The sequence below is a fragment of the Sorangium sp. So ce176 genome (assembly GCF_051519835.1).
Lineage (GTDB): Bacteria > Myxococcota_A > Polyangia > Polyangiales > Polyangiaceae > Sorangium > Sorangium cellulosum_G.
On the sequence record NZ_CP150371.1, the window covers coordinates 4,300,107 to 4,318,938 of the forward strand.

The window sequence follows — 18,832 nt, forward strand, 5'->3', positions numbered from 1 at the left end:
GGAGCGAGCATGAGCGCGACAAGCGAGCGGCTCTCTGCGATGTTCCTTGCGGAGCTCCAGGCGCTCGACGCCTTCGCGGCCCGGCGCGAGGCGGAGGGGGGGCTCCTGCCCGGGCGCGACGACCCCGACGTCCGCCGGATCCTCGAGGCGATGGCGTTCTTCTCGGCGCGGACGCGCGCGGCCGCCGCCGCCTCGACCCGCGCGGCGGTGCGGCGCATCGCCGCCGGCACCCTCGACGATCTGCTCGCGACGTCGCCCGCGGCGATGATGGTGCAGGCGGCGCCGGACGGCGGCCTGATCGAGCCTTCGGGGCTGCCCGCCGGCACCCTCCTCCGCGTCTCCACGCCGGAGGGCAAGGCCGGCATCTTCTCCACCGCGCGGCCGCTCGCGGTGCTGCCGATCGAGATCGAGGGCGCGGCCCTCGTCGAGGTGCGGCGCCGGCTGCGCCTCACCCTCCGGCTGCGCGCGCGCCGGCCGATCAAGGGCGCGGTGGAGCTCCCGATCCACGTCCGGCGCCTCAACGACTACCGCGCCTCGCTCGCGTTGCACGACGCGCTCGAGCAGCACGCCGTGGGGGCGTTCGCCGTGGCCGACGGCGACGGGCGCGAGGCGCCGTGCCGGATCGCCTTCGGCGCGGAGCCGCCGCGGCGCCTCGCCGACGAGGTCGGCGAGCCGGGCGCGCTCGCGCGGATCCGCGGGTTCTTCCACCTGCCGGAGCAGGACCTGTTCGTCCACGTCGCGGTGCCGCCGGCGCCCTCGCCGTGGAGCGCGCTCGCGATCCACCTCGAGCTCGACGAGGCGTTCCCGGCGGACATTGTCGTGCCGCACGACGCGTTCCACCTCTTCGTCGTGCCCGCCGTGAACGCCTGGACCGACCTCTCCGCGCCCGTCCTCTGCGACGGCACCCGGGACGGCTACCCGGTGCAGAGCCCGAGCGCGGTCCTCGAGGCCGTCGAGCTCACGGGCGTGCGCGGGGTGTACAGGAGCGACGATCGGGGGCTCTCGCCGATCCTCCCCGCCGCGCTCGCCTGCGGCGGCGACACCTACGAGCTCGAGGAGGACGAGGAGGGCGGCCCGCCGCGGCTCCGCCTGCAGATCGCCGGCGCGTTCGAGCGGCCCGCGAAGGTGCAGGTGGACGCGCGGTGGTCTCAGCCCGGCCTCTGGTCCTCGGCGGCGGGCCGGCTCGCGATCGCGCCGCAGACGCGGCACCTGCCGGCGATCTCCTTCCGCGCGCTCGGGCCGCTGCGCCGCCCCGAGGAGAGCCCGCTCGCGCGCGACCCCGCGCGCTGCCTCGACGTGCTCTCGCTGCGGATGCGGCCCTCGCTCTCGCGGCGGGACCTGATGGGCGTGCTGGAGATCCTCGGCACGGGCGCCGACGGGCCCTACCGCGGCGCGCACGCGCTCGTGGACTCCCTCGATGTCGCCGAGGCGGCCGACCCGGCGCGGCGCGCGGGCGGCGTCCGGCGCGTCTACCGCCTCGCGCTGCGGCGGCGCGGCCCGGAGGACGCGCCGCTGCTGCGGCGGCTCGCGGCGCAGGTGGTCGAGCTGCTCGACGCATGGACCGAGGAGCCGGTGGACGTCGAGATCGACGCGCGCGGGGACGCGCCCCGGCGGGCGCTCCCGGCCGGCGGGGGGCGGGCGTGACCCCGCGGATCTGGGCGGAGATCGTCGCTGCCCACCAGGACGCCGAGCGCATCATCGCCGCGGCGTTCGGGGACCGGGCGGCGCGGCCCGATCTCGACGCGCTGCGCGCGCGCCTGCGCCGCCGCCTCGACGAGCTGCTCGCGGCGCTCTCGCCTCCGGCCAGCGAGGAGGACGCCGTCTCCGCGCTGGTGCCGCTCGTGCTCCTGCTCGACGAGCGGGTCGAGGGCCGGCTCACCCGGCTCGATCCGGACGAGCCGCCCGCGTGGCCGGCCCTCCAGCGCGACCTGTTCCCGGCGGGCGACGGCGGCGACGTGTTCTACGAGCAGGCGGGGGCCCTGCTGCGCCTGGCCGCGCCGCCGGCGCTCGTCGTCGGCGCCTACCTCTTCTGCCTCAAGGTCGGCTTCGAGGGGCGCCTCGTCGACGCTCCGGCCCAGATCCCGCGCTGGAAGGAGCGCCTCGCCGCGAGGCTCCCGCCGGGCGTGCCCCTCGCGGCGGAGCCGGCGAAGCCCGCGTCGCGGAAGGCGCGGCCGCGCTGGCACCACGTGGCGGCCGCGGTGGGCGCCCTGCTCGCGCTGCAGCTCGTCCTCTTGGCCATCACCCGCGGGTTGTGATGCAGTGGCCGCCGTGGCGGCCGATCCCGAGAGCAAGCACCCCACGTCGCCGCTGCCCGCGTCGCCGATGCCCGCGTCACCGATGCCCGCCTCACCGATGATCGCGCGATGGCGCGAGACGGCGCCGCACCCGGCCGCGCCGGCGCGCGGTCCGCGGCCCCGGGTCCAGGCCCCGCGCGAGCCGCCCGCCGCGCCGCCTGCGGATCCGGTCGACGTGGAGGGCCGCGCCCCGCCGAGCGAGGCCGCGCCGCGGGCCCCCGTCGTCGCCCGGCCGAGCGAGGCCGCGCCCCGGGACCCCGTCGTCGCCCGGCCGAGCGAGGCCGCGCCGCGGGACCCCGTCGCGCTCCTCGCCGAGATCGAGGAGGCGATCGCCGCGGCGGCGCCGCCGGCGCTCGTCGCTGTCGCGCGCGCGGCGCTGGATCCGCTCCGCGCCGCCCTGGGCGCGCCCGGGGCGGCGCGCGATCCAGCGGCGCTGCTCCCGGCCTTCGAGCAGGCGGAGGACATCCTCGAGGCGCTCCTCCTCCTGCCGGCGCGGCCCCCGCCCCCCGTGGAGAGCTGATGGGCGCGGCGAGCGCGGCACCGCCGGGCCGCGAGGGGGGCGCGCTGCCGTGAGCCTCTGGATCATCGTCGTGTTCGCGGTGGTCGGGGTCGCGCTGGTGATCCTCGCCGTGATCCTGCTCGTCCGGCAGCAGCGCCGCGCGCCGAAGGCGCCGAGCGCGCCCTCGCTCGGCGCGGCGTGGTCGCGCTTCGTGCGCGGCCTGCCGGCGAGCGCCCGGCGCGATCCGGTCGTCGTTGTCCTCGGCGAGCGGCTCGCGGGCAAGTCGCGGCTCGTCCTCGCCGCCCTCGAGCAGGGCGGCGGCCCCGCGCTGGCGGCGCCGGACGCGCCCGACGATCCGCGGCTCACCCTCTTCGCCGGCCGGCAGGCGCTCGTGCAGGAGATCTCCGGCGACCTCCTCGAGGACACGCGCGCCGAGGCCCGGGACGCCCTGCGCGAGCTCTGGGAGCCGCTCTCGCTGGAGGTGCCGCTCGTTGTCGTCGTGCTCGACGCGGGCGCGCCCTCGTGGTCGCCTGTCGGGCTGCGTCGGCTGGGCGCGCTCGCGCGCGCGAAGGTCGACCTCCTCACCGCGCTGCGCGGCACGCCGCCGCGGGTGCGCGTGTGCCTGACCCACCTCGACGAGGCGGCGGAGGGCTTCCGCGAGCTCGCGCCGATCGCCCGCGACGCCGGCCACACAGCGGAGCTGACCCCCGCCGGCCGCAGCGCGTCCGAGCTCTCCGCCGCTGTCGCGCCGCTCGGGACCTACGTCTCCCCGGCGCTCGCGACGCTGTCCCCCGAGGCCCTCGGGCGGGTGACGCGGTTCCTCACCGCGTCCGGCCCCGGCCTGCTCGGCGCGCTCGCGCCGTTCCTCGACGCGCTGCTCGGCGGCCGCGGCGCCGCCGCCCCGTCGCTCGAGGGCATCGTGCTGGCGGGGCTGCCGGAGGGGGAGGGCGGCGCCGCCGTCCTCCTCGGCGATCCGCTCTCCTTCGACGGCGCGCTCGTCGATCGGGACGCGCGCGTGTTCGACCGCCGGCGGGCGAGGGCCGCGGCCCTCGCCGTGGCCGCGGGGGCGGCGCTGCTCCTCGGCGCCTACGGCTGGCACCTCCACGTGCTCGGGCGCGCCGGCGACGCGGTGGATCGGCTGGAGAGGGCCGCGGAGGACGCGCGGCGCGCGCCGCCGAGGAGCTGGCCCGCGAACGCGAGGGCCCGCGAGGCCGAGGCCGCCGCGGCCGACGCGCTCTCCTCCGCGCTGCGCCCGCTCTGGCCCCCGCTGCGCGTCGCGTTCCCGTCCGACAAGCAGGACCTTGTCGCGCGCTTCCTGACGAGCCTGCGCGAGCTCTACCTCCTGCCCCGCGCGCGCGGCGGCGAGCGGGGCGGGCGCATCTATGCCCTCTCGCTGCTCTACGCCTCCAGGGACAGCGCGCTCGGCGAGCGCATCCGGAGCGCGCCCGACGCCTGGGCCGCGGCGCTCGACATCCCGGCGCGGATCGCGCTCGACTACATCGATCGCAGCGAGCGTCCCTGGTCCGGCAGCGTGGCGCCGCCGTCGGGCGGCGAGGCCGAGGTCTCGCTGGCGGACTGGGAGGGCTGGCTCGGCGCGCTCGACGAGGCGCTGCGGCGGGAGACCCTCGGCCAGGACGGGCTCGACGCGCTGCAGAAGCAGGGCGCCGCGCTGTCCGCGTCGATCGGCGGCGCGGTCGAGGTGGACGGGCTGGACGCCGTGATCGAGGAGCTCAGGGCCGTGCGCGGCGACGAGGAGGTCGACGCGCTGCTCGGGCCGGTGGCGGCCCGGCGGCGGGAGCCGCGGTGGGTGACCGAGAACCGCGAGGCGCTGGAGGGGCTCCTCGCGATGGTGGGGCAGGGGAGCCTCGCCGTGCCCTCGGCGAAGGGCAAGAGCCTGCGCGAGGCGCTGAAGGATCTGGCTGTCGTCGGGGGTGACGCCGGCGCGAAGGCCGCCGTCCACGCGATCGTCGTCGACGGCCGCGCGACGCGCACCTACGAGACCCGGGCGTTCTCCGATCTGCTCCGCTCGAGCCGGTCGGGCCTGTACGTGCGGGCCTTCGTCGACGACGTGGGCGCCGCGGGGCGGTCGCCCTTCTTCGCGCGGGCCTCGGACTACCCCGCGGTCGGCCTGGGCGACGCGCGCCAGCGCGGGGCCACCCGGAGCCTCCCGGGGACCTTCACGGCGCGGGCCGTGGACGCCGAGATCAAGCCGCCGCTGCTCGCGTTCGACGCCGCGCTCGAGGGCGCGCGGGTGCCCCGCGACGAGCGGGCCGCGCTCACCCGGCTTGTCGCCGACGGCGTCGCGCGCCACGCGTCCGAGCACCGGGCGGCGCTGTGGGCGTACGTCTCGAGCTTCCGGCTCGACGTGACCTCCGCCGCGGGTCTCCGCGCCGATCTGGAGGCCATGATCGGCCCGGCCTCCTGGTTCACGGACTTCTGGGTCACGGTGGCGGAGAACGCGCGCGTGGAGCCCGAGGGCAACGCCTATCTCCAGGTGCTCGCGGACGCGCTCGCCGCGTTCCGGCCGATCGTCGAGGTGATGGCGGGCGAGAAGGGGAAGTATCCGGGGCTCGACGCCTACTACGCGGTGATCTCGCCGATGCTGCCCTCGCTCGACGACGGCGCGCCGGCGGCGCCTGGCCCGGCCGACGCGCCGCTCGCGGATCGGCTGCCGCCGATCGGGAAGCTCGGGCTCGCGATCCTCGACGTCGACAAGCCGGCGCCGCTGCAGCAGGTGACCGCGTGGCTGGACGGGGCGCGCATCCACGAGAAGGCGCAGCGCGATCCGTTCCTTGCCCCCGTGGCGCTGGCCTACGGGATGGCGCTCCAGCGGGTGGAGCGGACGATCGAGGCGGCGTGGCGGGAGCAGGTGCGGCCGCAGGTGGCGCCGTTGCTCGCGCGGTTCCCGCTGGATCCGCGGGGCGAGGTCGAGGTGTCGCCGGAGGATCTGCTGGCGGCGGTGGGGCCGAAGGGGACGTTCCGGTCGGGGGTGGATCAGCTCCTCGGACCTGTGTGCCGGAAGGGGAGCGCGGCCGGGTGCACGCCGAAGGCGCCGGCCGGGTCCCGCGCGGTGCGGGTGCCGGGGGAGGCGGTGGAGCTGGCGGGGTGGGCGGAGAAGCTCGCGGCGGCGCTGTGGGACGACGGGGGGAACCCCAGGGCGATCGCGCTCCAGGTGCGGCCGCAGGCGCTCCCGGAGGTGCAGTACGGGGCGGGGATCGGGGTGACGCGGTCGTTCCTGCGCTCGGGCGAGACGACTGTCTACGGGTTCAACCAGGCGCCGGCGTGGCGCGCGCTGCCGGTGACGTGGTGGACGTCGAGCGCGGCGAGCGCCGGGATGGAGCAGACGCTGGTCGGGGCCAGCGACACGCGGGCGCAGACGATCGAGATCAGCGGATCTGCGTGGCGGTTCTACCGGCTGCTCTGCCGCGCGGCGGCGGGATCGGCGGGGGTGGTGACCTGGCCGTTCGATCCGCCGGTCTCGTTCGACATGCAGCCTGCCCCGTGGGCGCTCGTGGTGCCGCCGGGGAACCGGGGTCGGCGGTGCGTGAGCGCGGTGGCGACGGACTAGCGAGGAACCCTCCGGGGCTGGCGAAGGGGTCGTCGACCCGTGGAGGAGCCTTCCGGGGTTGGCGAAGGGGTCGTCGACCCGTGGAGGAGCCCTCCGGGGTTGGCGAAGGGGTCGTCGACCTGTCGGGGCAGGCCCTGGGGGTTCCCGGATCGGGTTGCCGAGGTGCCGGTACAGCCCGATCGGGTTCTTTCCAGGGGTCGTCGACCTGTCTCGACAGACCGGAAGGGTTCCCCCCGCACCTCGCCGACCGGTTCCGCGGGCCGAGGGGCCAGTTCCGCCCGCCAGGGGTCCGGAGAGAGAGATTTCAACGCCAAGGCGCAAAGACGCCAAGGCGCAAGCAAGAACAGTTGTCATGCATTTTTGCGTCGTTGCGCTCCTGGCGGCTTTGCGTCGAAATCTCTCTCCTCCCTCTCCCGAGGCAGATCCCTGGCTGGACTATTCCGCGGGTCTTCATCCGGAGCTGCCGCCTGGTAACCGGCAGTGAACAGCCGACGACTCAGCGAATGTGCCTGAGCAGCGCTTCGCGCTCCGCAGCGAACGGCCCGCGCGAGTGGACCAGGCGGCCGAGGAGCGCCGGGGGGCGCCGTCGGGGACGGCACCTGGTCGTGTGGCGGGGGTGGGGGCGGCTACGGGGGCGAGGGCGGATTCGGTGGCCCGGGGCGCGGCGGCGACTCGATCGGCATCGCCTACCTCGACGAGGACCAGATCACGCTCGAGGGGGTCACCTTCGAGATCGGACCGCCGGGCAAGGGTGGCATGAGCTGGAACCATGACGGCAGCACGACGTCGGGAGCCGACGGCACCGCCGTCGAGACACGTCGCTTCCCTGACTAGGAGCAGCGCGCATGAATAGAACGACGCGGGTCATCCCGGACTCCTTTCGAGATAGAAGCAGCAACTTCCGACCCCCATGCCCCCGCTTCAGGCCGTCGGCGATTTCGAAGACACGTCCTGGAGTCTTGTATTCAAGGTATATCTGCTTGAGCCGATGAGCGACTTGGCGGTGCGCGCAGCGTCGCGAGGGACCCCTTGAAGTGGTGCGAGGGTTCGGTGGATTTCTGGCGTTCGATCCACGGGCGAGATAGCGTCCGCGGGGAGGCCTACCTGCGTTGTGCTGGGCGGCGCCGCGAGAGCAGACGGCGGGCGGGCTCCAAGCCCCGTGGGGGGGCCGGAGGGCTGGGCCGACGCCAGGGCTGGAATGAGCAGGGCCCAACTCCGCATCGAGCTGGGTGGTAAGGGCAAGGAGCGTGGGGAGATGAGCGAGCCCAATCGAGGCGGCGGGTGGCACGGGACGATGACGAGACCGCCGCATCCGGCAAAAGCGCCACCGCGGAGGGAGCCGCACGCGGCGACCGTGGCGCAGCAGAAGCCGTCGGCGCCGTCGCCCGGGGGAAGGGAGCCGCACGCGGCGACCGTGGCGCAGCAGAAGCCGTCGGCGCCGTCGCCCGGGGGAAGGGAGCCGCACGCGGCGACCGTTGTGCAGCAGAAGCCGTCGGCGCCGTCGCCCGAGAGGCTGCCGCCCCATCCGGCGATCGTGGTGACGCCGCACGCGGCGACCGTCGCGCTGCAGGCAAACAAGAAGCGGTCCAACAAGGAGATCTGGGACAAGAAACAGAATGACGCCGCGAGACGGCAAGCCAGAGTCGTGGGGTATGGAGGGGATCCGAAGAGGGCCCTGGACGCACGCGAGAACATCGATAAAGCGCTCCGGCTCGACGTTACAATCCCCAATACGCATCTTCATGCGGGCGGCAAACGGGGCGGCGGCGGCGAGGGGGTCAGAGGCAAGAGGGGCACCGGCGATCAGGATCTGCTGAGCGCGCGCCTCGAGCAGGCGGAGACGGCTCCGACGAACCGAAGCGGTGTGCCGCCGGTCAGGAGGAAAGCCACAGCGGCTACCTCGCCTGGGCCGAACGTCTTCGAGCTCCGGAAGACGGCGGTCAGGATCGCGAACAATCGCGGCGGGACCAAGGAGGAGCGCCGAGAGACGTTTGTCAACTGGCTCCGCGAGCAGCTTCCAAAGAAGAACCCCGAGACGATCCGGGGTTGGGCGTTGAAGGACCTCCCGTGACGCGCGGATGCAGCCCAGACGCGCCATGCACCCGTGTCGGATGCGTCGAGCCGAGCCTGTGTTGATGGTGCCACCCCGCCCACGGCAGGTCCTGCCAACGCCGAACCGGTCAGCAGGCGCGCGAATCAGCAGGGGCGACGTTGCGGGCGCCATGTTCCCATGAGGGGCGCCGGGAAGTTCTGGTGACGCGGGCGCTCAGGTCTGCCGCGGCGCGCCCACGACGCGCAGCGTCGGCCTCCGCGGTCGGCCCGAGCGGGGCTCGACAGGGGCTGGGGGGGCGCTAGAGCTCGTCGAATCGCTTCATGCGCAGGAGATACAGGGTCATGCGCACGATCTTCCCGTAGCCCGACAGCAGGTTCGTCTTCACCCATTGCGCCCACGAGCTCGTGGGAATCAAGAACACTCCCTCGTTCGGATCGAAGGCCACGACGCCCGCCGGCGTGCGCACGGCCGCCATCCCATGGCCGCCGGGACCCTCGCTGTCCCGGAACTCGAAGGCGACGAGGATGGCCGCGCCGTCGACGCCGAGCAGGCTGTTCTGGAGCGAATCCGGCTCTCCCAGGTTGACCAGCGCGTACGCGTCGAACAGCACGGCATACCCGGTATCGATGTCCTTCAACACCGCCTTCCTGAAGCGTTGCTGGTTGATGGCCACGCGTTGCAGCCAATCCTTGTTGTCGACCGAGAAGAACTCTGTGTAATCGTTCTTCTTCGGGAACGACTTGCCGACGACGTGGAACGAGAGGACCATGTTCACGAAGGCCGCGTTGAGCGCGCCGCAGATCCCCTCGTCGCGGACCTGCTTCGAGAGCGTCTCCGGGGCGAGCGCCAGGATGGCGTCGTGATCGACCGGCGCGAGCAGCCGCGCCTCGAGCTCCTCGAGGATGGGGTCCTTCTTCTGCGCACGTTGAGCGGTGCGGAGGACCGGCGCGCCGCGCGGCCAGGCTCCAGGGGTGGAGCGCGGCTGCGCGATCGTGGCGGCGTGAGGGGCGCGCGACGGCTGCGCCACGGTGGCGGCGTGCGGGGCGCGCGACGGCTGCGCGACCGTGGCGGCGTGAGGGGCGCGTGACGGCTGCGCGACCGTGGCGGCGTGAGGGGCGCGCGCCGTCGCTGCGGAATGCTTCGGTCGATGCGTCCTCCGGGTCATCGCTGTCGTGTCTCCGTGAGAGGCGGACAGGTTGCCATGACCTCGGGACGGGCACCTAGTTCCTCACGCCCCCTGCCTCGGATTCAGGGCCATCTCGGCACGATCCGGGGGATGCAACCCGGCAGCGAGGCGAAGCGCCTTTCTCGGCGCGCGGGCACGGTGCCACCCTCGCCAGGCGGCGGCTGCGGGGCCGGCGCGCCCCGGTGTTTGTTTGCCGGGGGCGGCGAGCGCGGATAGGAAGGTGGACCGCGCCGGGTCGCCGGGAGCCGTATGTCCATCAACCGTCGACCGCCTGCTCCGCCCCCGAACGCGCGCGCGCCGCACCCTGCGACGGTGGCGCAGCCCAGGGCCGCCATCGGCGGCACGGCCCCGAGAGCGCCGCACCCTGCGACGGTGGCGCAGCCCAGGGCCGCCATCGGCGGCACGGCCCCGAGAGCGCCGCACCCTGCGACGGTGGCGCAGCCCAGGGCCGCCATCGGCGGCACGGCCCCGAGAGCGCCGCACCCTGCGACGGTGGCGCAGCAGGAGCCCGCGGCCGGGGATGCTCTCCAGCCGTACCGCAAGGGTCAACGCAACCGGGGGTTCCTCGACTCCAAGAAGGCGAAGACGAAGGCGGAGCGATCGCGGCACGTGAGCGTGGTGAAGCACATCGATCGCCAGCAGCGGGCTTACCTTGCAGGGAAGGTCGACCCCTCCTTGCTGGACGGGCCCATCGTGAACCTCCCCGTCTGGGCGGCGCTGTTGCTCCTCTCGGCTTCCCTCATCAGCGCCGCGGAGGCGCGATCCATCGAGGACCACCAGTCGCGCCAGCCCGCGCGGCGCTCTCCCCAGAAGCTCCCGTCGAGCCCCGGAGGCTACTCCAACACCACCGCGCTCGTTCCGGTGCACGGCGGCACGGACGTGTGCCCGGTCCGGCCTCCTCCGCTGGTGCGCACCCCCGGCATGATCGGCGGCCTGTTGCCCGTGCCGCCGCGGTCCTCGACCTCGCCGATCGGCTCCTCCGATCTCGTCGATCTCCTGCCGGCCCGCGACGTCACGCTGTCTCCCGGCGAACGCCTGACGCGATCGATCTTCGAGGCGTGGCGCCCGAAGGTGAAGGCGCTCGGCCAGCGCGAGAGCCTGAAGCCCATCTACAAGCAACTGGCGACCTTTCGAGGCGGCGGCGCCAAGCTCTCGGCGATCTCCGGCGGTGATGGAGGAGCGTACTTCCTGAAGGCGGGCGGGAAGACGGGCTGGGTCGTGAAGCCGGGCGACGAAGATCTGATGTGCCCGAACAACCGCAAAGGGTTCGGCTACGACGGCAATCGCCTCCACGCCGGGATCCCGGTGCACACGGCGGTACAGCGGGAGGTGGCGACCCACCACGTGGCGAACCGCCTCGGGCTGGGCCACCTCGTCCCTGGCACGGTGGCGACCATCTTCGACGGGTCGGGCGTCTTCAGCACGAAAGGGCCGAAGCTCTGCTCCGCCCAGCAGTTCCTCCCCGGGATCATGGGCGTCGGCGAGCTCCGCGACGAGCTGGTCACCAAGCTCCGCCAGGGAGGCGCGCCCATCCACGAGGCGGCCGACTCGGCCACCAAGCTCATCGACGGGATGCTCGACGAGGCCGACTTCGCCGACATGATGCTCCTGAACTGGCTCACCCACGACAATGACGCGCACGGCGGCAATTGCGCGGTGTACGTCAAGGGGGGGCCGGGCGTCTCCGCGGAGACGCCGCTGGCGGTGAAGGATCTGCTGAAGAAGCCTGTCGACGAGATGGGCAAATACACGCTCGGCATGAAGAAGATCGACAACGGCCTCGCCATGCCCGAGAAGAACACCAACGGGCGGAATTACCTGTCCGTCTTCCCGAAGTTCAAGCAGCCCGTGAGCGCTCGTGTCCACGACAAGCTCAAGGAGTGGACGACGACCGCGAGGGGCGGCCTCACGCCCGTCCAGGCCGTGGCGAAGGAGCTCGACGAGCTCGATCTCGACCCGGAGGGGATCAGCACCGCCGGCGACGCCATGGTGGAGCGCATCCGCAAGTATGAGAGCAAGAGCAAGACCGTCCAGAAGCGCGGCTGGAGCTACGAGCGGTTCCAGAGCCTCGTCGGCTACGACTACCGAGGCTGAGTAGTTGCCCGCGCGGCACCCGGCGCGGGAAGATGGGCGCCCCATGCGCGTCGCGGTTCTGATGTTCCTCGGGGTGGCGCTCGCGCTCCCGGGTTGCGGCGGCTCGACCCGGGAGCTCCGCCTCACCATCGCCCCCGCGGCCGATATGAACGACGCCCGCTCGTGCTACGTGCTCGCCCGCGCTGTCGACGGCAAGGCCTTCTCGACGGAGTCGTACGATGACGTGGCGAGCATGGCCATGGCCCCGGACGAGTCGGTCCTGAGCGCGCTGGCGGTGCTCCCGGGGGTGAGGCAGGTGCTCATGGTGCCCCTGCCGGAGAAGGGGCGGGTGGCGATCTACGCGCTGTTCAAGCAGCCGGAGGACGAGGCGTGGCGCCTGCTCCTGCCGGAGGAGCTGCCGCCGGAGGTGGAGATCCGGCTGGGTCGCAGCCGGATGTGCTGGACGAGCGGCAGCGCGCCGAAGGGGGCGACGGGGCTGTGCCGGCAGCGGAGCGAGGGGCGGTAGCGAGAGCCCCGCTCTCGGAGCGCGCGACCCACGGCGGGCCAGCGCCTCATCGATGCAGGCGATGCCGGCTCGCAGGTCTTGTGAGGCGAAGCTGGGTGCCTGTTCACGCTGCGGGCCGCGCGCGGCGCGCCGCCCTGCGTGATCCGGATTATTGGCCGAGCGAGCCGCGCCGGCGCACGCTCGTCCCCGCTCCGACGTGACGCCTCGACGCCCTCCTCATCCGGCCACGGCCGGGACCGCGAAGCCGCCGCACCCGGCGACCGCGCAGCGCGCCGAGGGGCCGGGCGCGAAGCCGCCGCACCCGGCGACCGTGCAGCGCGCCGAGGGGCCGGGCGCGAAGCCGCCGCACCCGGCGACCGTGCAGCGCGCCGAGGGGCCGGGCGCGAAGCCGCCGCACCCGGCGACCGCGCAGCGCCGCGCGGCCGGTGCGCAGGCGCCGCACCCGGCGACCGCGCAGCGCGCCGAGGGGCCGGGCGCGAAGCCGCCGCACCCGGCGACCGTGCAGCGCCGCGCGGCCGGTGCGCAGGCGCCGCACCCGGCGAAGTCCGCGGCGCCGCACGCGTCGCGCGGCGCGCCAACGGGGGCGCACGCGTCGCGCGGACCGGGCGTCGCAGAGGCGCGGGGACGTGTGGGGCAGCCCGCGATGCTCGTCGACTCGTTCGTGGTTCAACCCCCGACCTTCGAGCCCCTCGACTCCGGTCCCTCGCGCGGCTTCTCCTCGCGTGTCTTTGGGCGCCTGAAGGACAGGCGTGAGGGCTTCAAGACGACGACGAAGCCGGGGGAATCGCGGAAGAAGCGCAGTGAGCGGCTGTCGGAGCGACGTCGCATGAAGCGCGAAGAGCTCGTGAGGTTGAGCCGCTCGAGGCAGCTCGAGCGGACAGACGGGGAGGACGACCCCTACGAGCTGCCTGTCGAGGCGTCCTACAGCATCGGCCAAGATGGCCTCTTCGAGGGGAGGGGCGTCCGGCGGGACGGCACGGCCGTCCTCATCCAGGGCAGCTCGATCGCGGGGATCCGCTACGAGATGGTGGAGGCGACCGGGCCGCGGCGGTGGAAGCGCGTGCCGTACTCGGGGCCCGAGGGCGGTCAGTAGGTGAGCGTCGCGGGCACGGCCCAGTGCGGGGCGGCGTGGAGCGCGTTGAGATGCCCGATCTGCACGAGCGTCGTTCCCGGGACCAGCCGGGTGTCCTGGATGCCGGTGATGTTGGCGGCGAACACGTGGTCGTAGCCGTCCTGCAGCCCATCGAATGCCGCGAAGCGCGCCGCGGAGATGTTCATGTTGTTCATATCCCCGCCGATGACGACGAGGTTACCGCTCGCGACGTCCTGCGCGAGCCTGGGGCACCCGTCGAACATCCGGATCCCCTGCCCATTGCGGTGCAGGAGCGGCGCGTGCCAGGTGTAGAGCACGCAGGTGTTCCCTGCGTGGGAGAACCTCACGCGGAGCGGCGGTCGCTGGCTGAACCCATCGAGGCCGGCCTGGAATGCGGAGTTCGGGCAAGCGTACTGCGTGGTGTAGTCCACGAGCGCCGCGACGGGAGCGCCCCCGGGCGGCGCGCCGGGGGCGCCGATGGTCGCGGTGTTGTAGACGACGGCGTAGGCGCGGAGCAGCGAGGGATCGGGGTGGATGTTGGCGCCCGTGGGTGTGTGCCACGTCCGGTTCTCGGCGATCGCGGGGAGGACCCCGTAGCCCGGGGCGAGGGCGTTGAGGGGAGCGTAGAACGGCGCGTTGGCCTGCCGCGCTGCCTCCTGGATCACGGCGATGTCGATGTTGCAAGACGTGATCGCGGTGGCGAGGTCGGTGATGTTCCCGCCATAGGCGTTCCACGACAGAACGGAGATGGTCGGCATGCGGCGTCCTGTCCCCTCGACCGTTGTTTGCGTCGGTCCGCCCCGATATCACGGGCTGGTGCGGAGGGGGAACTTCGCGGCCGACTTGCAGCCCTGCCGCTTTCTTGCCCCTCCGCGGCCGCCTGCCCTTCCATTCCGGGCATGCCTCCGTCCCTTGTCGACCGAGTCCGGGTCAATGACAACAACCGCGAGCCCCGCCAGCCGCTGGTCCTGCTCGTCGACACCTCGGGATCCATGACAGCCGATCTCCCGGACCTCGCCGCCGGCCTCGACGGCCTCCGCGCCGCGCTCGCGCGGGACACCGTCGCCCGCAACCGCGTCGAGCTGGCGGTCGTGACCTTCGGCGGCAAGGTCACGGTCCACGGCGATTTCGGCGAGGCCGCCGTCTTCGAGCCCCCCGCGCTCGCCGCGGCCGGCGATACGCCCATGGCCGCCGCGATCGAGCAGGCCCTCGAGCTCCTGGAGGCCAAGAAGCGCGCCTACCGCGAGAGCGGCCTCGATTACTACCGCCCGCTCATCTTCCTGCTCACCGACGGCGAGCCCACCGACACCGCCCGCTGGCCGGCGGCGGTCCGCCGCGTCCGAGAGGCCGAGCGCGAAAGGCGGCTCGTCCTCCTCGCGGTCGGCACGAAGACCGCCAGCTTCCAGCGCCTCAAGGAGCTCTCGCCCGATCGCGCGCCGCTCCGGCTCAAGGAGGCGCAGTGGGACACCATGTTTCAATGGCTCAGCAGGAGCCTCCAGGCGCGGAGCCGCTCCCGGCCCGGCGAGGAGGTCCCGCTCGAGGATCCCACAGGGCCGCGCGGGTGGGGGGCGCTGCCGTCGTGACGGGGTGGCTCGTGTTCGGCGCGTCGGTGCGCGGGCCGCAGCACGAGCAGGAGGGCTCGCCCTGCCAGGACGCGTGGGCGTCGGGCCCCGCCGGCGGGCGCCGGGTCGGCCTGTGCCTGTGCGACGGCGCCGGATCCGCCGCGCATTCGGAGATCGGCGCCGCCGCGGTCTCGGCCGCGGTCGTCGAGGCGCTGCGCGAGCTCGCGCCGGCCGGTCCCCAGCCCCTCCGCGACGCGGTGCGCGCCGCCTGCGCGGCCGGCCGGCAGGCGCTCCTCCGCGAGGCCGAGGCGCGCGCGCTCGCGCCCGCGGATCTCGCCTGCACGCTGGTGGCGGCCGCCGCGTGGGGCGACGCCGTCGCCGTCGCGCACCTCGGCGACGGGGCCGTGGTCGGGCGCCGCCGCGGCGACGGGCAGCTCGTGGTCCTGAGCGCGCCCGATCGCGGTGAATACGCGAACGAGACCTGGTTCGTCTCCTCGCCCTCGTGGGAGGCGCGCCTGCGCGTGGACCTCCACGAGGGCGTCGACGCGCTCTGCGCCTTCACCGACGGCTGCGAGGGCGCCGCGCTCGTGCGGGGCCGCGCCCTCGCGCCCTTCGCGCCCTTCTGCGCCCCGCTCCTCGACTACGCGGCCGAGGTCACCGACGCGGGCGCCGCCGGGCGCGAGGTGGCGCGGCTGCTCGACGCGGAGCCGCTGCGGCGGAGCTCCGGGGACGACAAGACCCTCGCCGTCGCGCTGCTGCGCGCGCCGCCGTGAGCGCGGATGAGCGCGAAGGCGTACCGGGATCCCGCGGGGAGGGTCGTCGAGCTCGGCGAGGAGCTCGGCGCGGGCGGCGAGGGATCCGTCTTCGCCGTCCGAGGGCGCCGGGCGCTCTGCGCCAAGATCTACCGCCCCGGCAGGGCCGAGGAACGCGAGCGGAAGCTGCGCGTGATGCTGGAGCGCCGGCCGTCCTGGCTCCTCCGCCGCGCGCTCGCCTGGCCCGTCGCGCCGCTGACCGAGGCCGAGGGGCGCGGGGCGTTCGCGGGGTTCCTGATGCCCCTGCAGCGCGGCGCGATCGAGCTCCACCGCTGCCTGGTGCCCGACGAGCGCATGCAGATCGCCGGGTGGCTCACCCAGCGGGACCTCTGCCTGCTCGCGGCCAGGCTCGCGCGCCTCGTCGAGGGCGTCCACCGCGCCGGCCACTGCGTCGGCGACCTGAAGCCGCAGAACATCCTCGTCTCTCCGCTCGCCGGGCGCGTCGCCCTGGTGGACGCCGACTCGTTCCAGATCCGTGATCCTGCGGCAGGGCAGATGCACGGTTGCCCGGTGCTCACGCCGGAGTACACCGCGCCGGAGCTCTGCGGCGTCGAGCCCGGCCGCGCAGCCCGCACCCCCGCGTCCGACGCGTTCGCCCTCGCCGTGCTGATTCACCAGCTCCTCCTCGGCGGGGCGCACCCGTTCGAGGGCGAGCTCGCGCCGGGTGGCGCCCGCGACGCCGAGCGCATCCCGGCGCGGATCCGCCTGGGCCTCTGCCCCTTCGTGCCCGGCGTGACGGGCGTCCGCCCCGCCGCGGGCGCGATCCCGTTCGCGACGCTCCACCCTGGCCTGCAGGCGCTCTTCATCCGCTGCTTCGGCCCTGGCCACGTCACGCCGGCCGAACGCCCCGGCGCGGCGGCGTGGCGCGCCGCGCTGCTGCGCGCGAAGCGCGAGATGGTCCGCTGCGCCAGCAGCCCGGCGCACCTCCACGACAAGAGGCTCCCGCGTTGCCCGTGGTGCGAGCGCCGGCAGCGCACAGGGATCGATCTGTTCCCGGCGGAGCAGGGGTTCCAGCGCGCGATCGCGCGGGTCCGCGATCCGGCGGTGGCGCCCGAGGCCGAGCGGATCCGCTGGCTCGGCCTGCACGCGCGCGGGCGCTTGCGGGACGGCGCGCTGAGCGCGGCGGAGCGGGCGTGGCTCGACCGGGCGGGGGCGGGGCTCGGGCTCGGCAGGACCGCGGTGGCGCGGGTGGTCGAGGAGGCGGCGGGGAGGGCGACCGAGGTTGGGGTGAGGGCGACCGAGGTTGGGGTGAGGGCGACCGAGGTTGGGGCGAGGGCGACCGAGGTTGGGGCTGGTTCCGGGCCGGCGCGCGCATGGCTCCCGCGGGGGACGGGGGTCTTCACCTCGGTCGCGTCGATCGCCGCGGCCGGCGCCTGCGCGGCTGGCGTCCTCGTCACATCGAGGCTGCTCGCGACCCCGGGCGCTTCGCCGGCGCCGCGCCCGCGGCCCTGCGCCGTGATCGCGCCGCGCGCGATCATCGGCAATACCGGGGGCACCGGCGCGCACCTGCGCGCGGCGCCGTCGACGGGGAGCGACAGGCTCCCGCTGCCCGACGGCACGGCCCTGCGCCTCACCGGCCGCACCCGCATCGCCGAGCAGCTCGCGTGGGCCGAGGCCGAGGTCGTCGCGAGCGGGCGCGTCGGCTGGGTGGCCACGCTGTATCTGGTCCAGGAGACACCCCGTTGAGCGGGTCCTCGTGGTCCCATCGGCCCGAGTCGGGCGCGCGCTACACCCCCGCCTCCGCCCTCGCCATCGCTCCCCGCGCGCTCGCCACGGCCGCAAACCGCTCCGCCAGGTACTCCGCCACCCTCACATGCTGGCTGAACACCACGTTGAACCGTAGATGCGGATCCGTCGCCCCGTCCGCCAGGAACGTCGCCCCCCGCGCCAGCAGGATCTTGTTGAGATACGCGTCCTTCACGAGCTCGTCCACGTCCACCCCGCGCGGCACCGTTCCCCAGAGGAACAACCCGCCTTCACCCGGATGGTCGAGCTGCACGCCCGCCTCTCGCAGCCGCCGCGCCGCTGCGTTCCGCGCCACCCCGAGCTTCTGCTGCAGCCTGTCGATGTGCTTTCTCCACCTGCCTGCCGACAGCACCTCCAGCAGCACGAGCTCGTTCAGCGCGCCGGTGGTCAGCACCGAGTAGATCTTCTCGCGCAGCAGCGGCTTCAGCCGCCCTGGCTCCGCCGCGATGTAGCCCAGCCGCAGCGCAGGGCTCAGCGCCTTGCAGAAGCTCGAGTAATAGACGACCCCATCCAGCCCCGAGAGCTGCGCCAGCCGCGTCGGATGCCCGGGGTGGAAGTGACCGTGCACGTCGTCCTCGGCGATCAGCACCCCGTGCTGGTGCGCGATCGTCAGCACCCGGTGCAGGTTGGCGGCGCTCGATCCCCAGCCGGTCGGGTTGTGCAGCACGCTCTGGAGGAACATCAGCTTGGGCCGGTGCTCGCGGCACGCGGCCTCCAGCGCCCCCGGATCCACGCCGTCCGGCCTCCGCGCCACCGGCACGATGCGGCAGCCCGCCTGCCGCAGACGCCCGAACATCAGGAAATACCCCGGGTTTTCCACCAGCACCGCGTCGCCCGGCTGAAGAAAGGCGCGGCAGATCATGTCGATCGCATGCGTCCCGCCCCACGTGGTCATCAGCCGCCCCGCATCGGCCGCGATGCCCTGCGCGCGCATCAGCATCGCGATGCGCTCGCGCAGCTCGGGCAGCCCCTGCGGCGGGATGCGCGCCGCCATCCCGGCTTCGTTGCGGGCGAGCGCGCGCTGAAGCACCGTCGCCGGGATGGCGTCGCTCAGCCAGGTCGCCGGCAACGCGCCGCTGCTGGCCAGCAGCACGCCGGCGCGCTGGTCGTTGGCCTGCTGCGCCAGCCACACAGGCTCCTGCTGCTCTCCGGCCTCGAGCCACGCCTCGTCGGGCATGGCCGCGGCCGCCTCGCACACGAAGAACCCGGCCGTGCCGCGCGACTCGAGCAGCCCGGCCGCCACCAGGCGATCGTAGGCCGCCACCACGGTGTTGGGGCTCACGCCGAGCTGGCCTGCGAGCTGGCGGATCGACGTCAGCCGCGCGCCCGGCGGCAACTGCGCGCCCTCGATCAGCGCGCGCAGCCGCGCCTCGATCTGGTCGGCCAGGGGAACGGTGGAGTCGCGGTCGAGCGAGAACAT

The 18,832-nt window shown here is 74.2% G+C and carries 14 protein-coding genes and 1 pseudogene; 12 read left to right on the top strand and 3 right to left on the bottom strand.

Annotated elements, in window-relative coordinates; translation table 11 throughout:
* Positions 1 to 9: 9 nt before the first annotated feature.
* From WMF42_RS15955 to WMF42_RS15980, 6 genes and pseudogenes are all read left to right on the top strand, one after another.
* A complete protein-coding gene (locus WMF42_RS15955) occupies positions 10 to 1,644 on the top strand; it encodes a type VI secretion system baseplate subunit TssF (protein WP_061609343.1) in 1,635 nt (544 codons plus the stop codon).
* Complete coding sequence (locus WMF42_RS15960; RefSeq protein ID WP_437692838.1) at positions 1,641 to 2,255, top strand: DotU family type IV/VI secretion system protein; 615 nt, start codon at positions 1,641 to 1,643, stop codon at positions 2,253 to 2,255. Before WMF42_RS15955 ends, WMF42_RS15960 begins: the two co-directional genes overlap by 4 nt.
* A 13-nt stretch (positions 2,256 to 2,268) precedes the next feature.
* Positions 2,269 to 2,814, top strand: a complete 546-nt coding sequence (locus tag WMF42_RS15965; protein ID WP_437692840.1) for a hypothetical protein — start codon at positions 2,269 to 2,271, stop codon at positions 2,812 to 2,814.
* A gap of 49 nt (positions 2,815 to 2,863) precedes the next feature.
* The gene (locus WMF42_RS15970; protein ID WP_437692842.1) at positions 2,864 to 6,361 is read left to right on the top strand and encodes a hypothetical protein; all 3,498 of its coding nucleotides are present in this window, start codon (positions 2,864 to 2,866) and stop codon (positions 6,359 to 6,361) included.
* Between the two features lie 552 nt (positions 6,362 to 6,913).
* A pseudogene (locus WMF42_RS15975) lies at positions 6,914 to 7,195 on the top strand (hypothetical protein); the annotation flags it as partial.
* A gap of 520 nt (positions 7,196 to 7,715) precedes the next feature.
* Positions 7,716 to 8,432 (top strand): hypothetical protein, encoded by a 717-nt coding sequence (locus WMF42_RS15980; RefSeq protein ID WP_437692844.1) that lies wholly within the window; start codon positions 7,716 to 7,718, stop codon positions 8,430 to 8,432.
* Positions 8,433 to 8,712: 280 nt separating this feature from the next.
* Here the strand turns inward: WMF42_RS15980 and WMF42_RS15985 are convergent, their stop codons facing one another.
* Positions 8,713 to 9,441, bottom strand: coding sequence for a hypothetical protein (locus tag WMF42_RS15985; protein ID WP_437692846.1), 729 nt, complete (start codon positions 9,439 to 9,441; stop codon positions 8,713 to 8,715).
* A 471-nt stretch (positions 9,442 to 9,912) separates the two neighbouring features.
* Here WMF42_RS15985 and WMF42_RS15990 point away from each other — a divergent pair, with 471 nt between their 5' ends.
* The 3 genes from WMF42_RS15990 (at position 9,913) to WMF42_RS16000 (ending at position 13,292) form a co-directional block, all read left to right on the top strand.
* Positions 9,913 to 11,694 (top strand): hypothetical protein, encoded by a 1,782-nt coding sequence (locus WMF42_RS15990; protein WP_437692848.1) that lies wholly within the window; start codon positions 9,913 to 9,915, stop codon positions 11,692 to 11,694.
* A gap of 43 nt (positions 11,695 to 11,737) precedes the next feature.
* Positions 11,738 to 12,199 carry a hypothetical protein gene (locus WMF42_RS15995; RefSeq protein ID WP_437692849.1) on the top strand — a complete coding sequence of 154 codons (462 nt, stop codon included), beginning with the start codon at positions 11,738 to 11,740 and terminating at the stop codon, positions 12,197 to 12,199.
* 196 nt (positions 12,200 to 12,395) lie between these two features.
* Positions 12,396 to 13,292 (top strand): hypothetical protein, encoded by an 897-nt coding sequence (locus WMF42_RS16000; protein WP_437692851.1) that lies wholly within the window; start codon positions 12,396 to 12,398, stop codon positions 13,290 to 13,292.
* Here WMF42_RS16000 and WMF42_RS16005 read toward each other — a convergent pair.
* The gene (locus WMF42_RS16005; protein ID WP_437692852.1) at positions 13,286 to 14,050 is read right to left on the bottom strand and encodes a hypothetical protein; all 765 of its coding nucleotides are present in this window, start codon (positions 14,048 to 14,050) and stop codon (positions 13,286 to 13,288) included. The two genes, WMF42_RS16000 and WMF42_RS16005, sit on opposite strands and share 7 nt — an antisense overlap.
* Positions 14,051 to 14,191: 141 nt before the next feature.
* On the opposite strand from WMF42_RS16005, the gene WMF42_RS16010 reads away from it, so the two are divergent.
* From WMF42_RS16010 to WMF42_RS16020, 3 genes are read left to right on the top strand one after another with little or no spacing between them, the layout of a single operon-like run.
* Positions 14,192 to 14,875: a vWA domain-containing protein gene (locus WMF42_RS16010; RefSeq protein WP_434047647.1), complete on the top strand. Its 684-nt coding sequence runs from the start codon at positions 14,192 to 14,194 to the stop codon at positions 14,873 to 14,875.
* A complete protein-coding gene (locus WMF42_RS16015) occupies positions 14,872 to 15,627 on the top strand; it encodes a PP2C family serine/threonine-protein phosphatase (protein WP_434047648.1) in 756 nt (251 codons plus the stop codon). Before WMF42_RS16010 ends, WMF42_RS16015 begins: the two co-directional genes overlap by 4 nt.
* 6 nt (positions 15,628 to 15,633) lie before the next feature.
* On the top strand, positions 15,634 to 17,352 hold the full coding sequence (locus tag WMF42_RS16020) for a protein kinase domain-containing protein (RefSeq protein WP_437692855.1): 1,719 nt from the start codon (positions 15,634 to 15,636) through the stop codon (positions 17,350 to 17,352).
* A 40-nt stretch (positions 17,353 to 17,392) separates the two neighbouring features.
* Here WMF42_RS16020 and WMF42_RS16025 read toward each other — a convergent pair whose 3' ends face one another.
* Positions 17,393 to 18,832 (bottom strand): PLP-dependent aminotransferase family protein, encoded by a 1,440-nt coding sequence (locus tag WMF42_RS16025; protein ID WP_437692856.1) that lies wholly within the window; start codon positions 18,830 to 18,832, stop codon positions 17,393 to 17,395.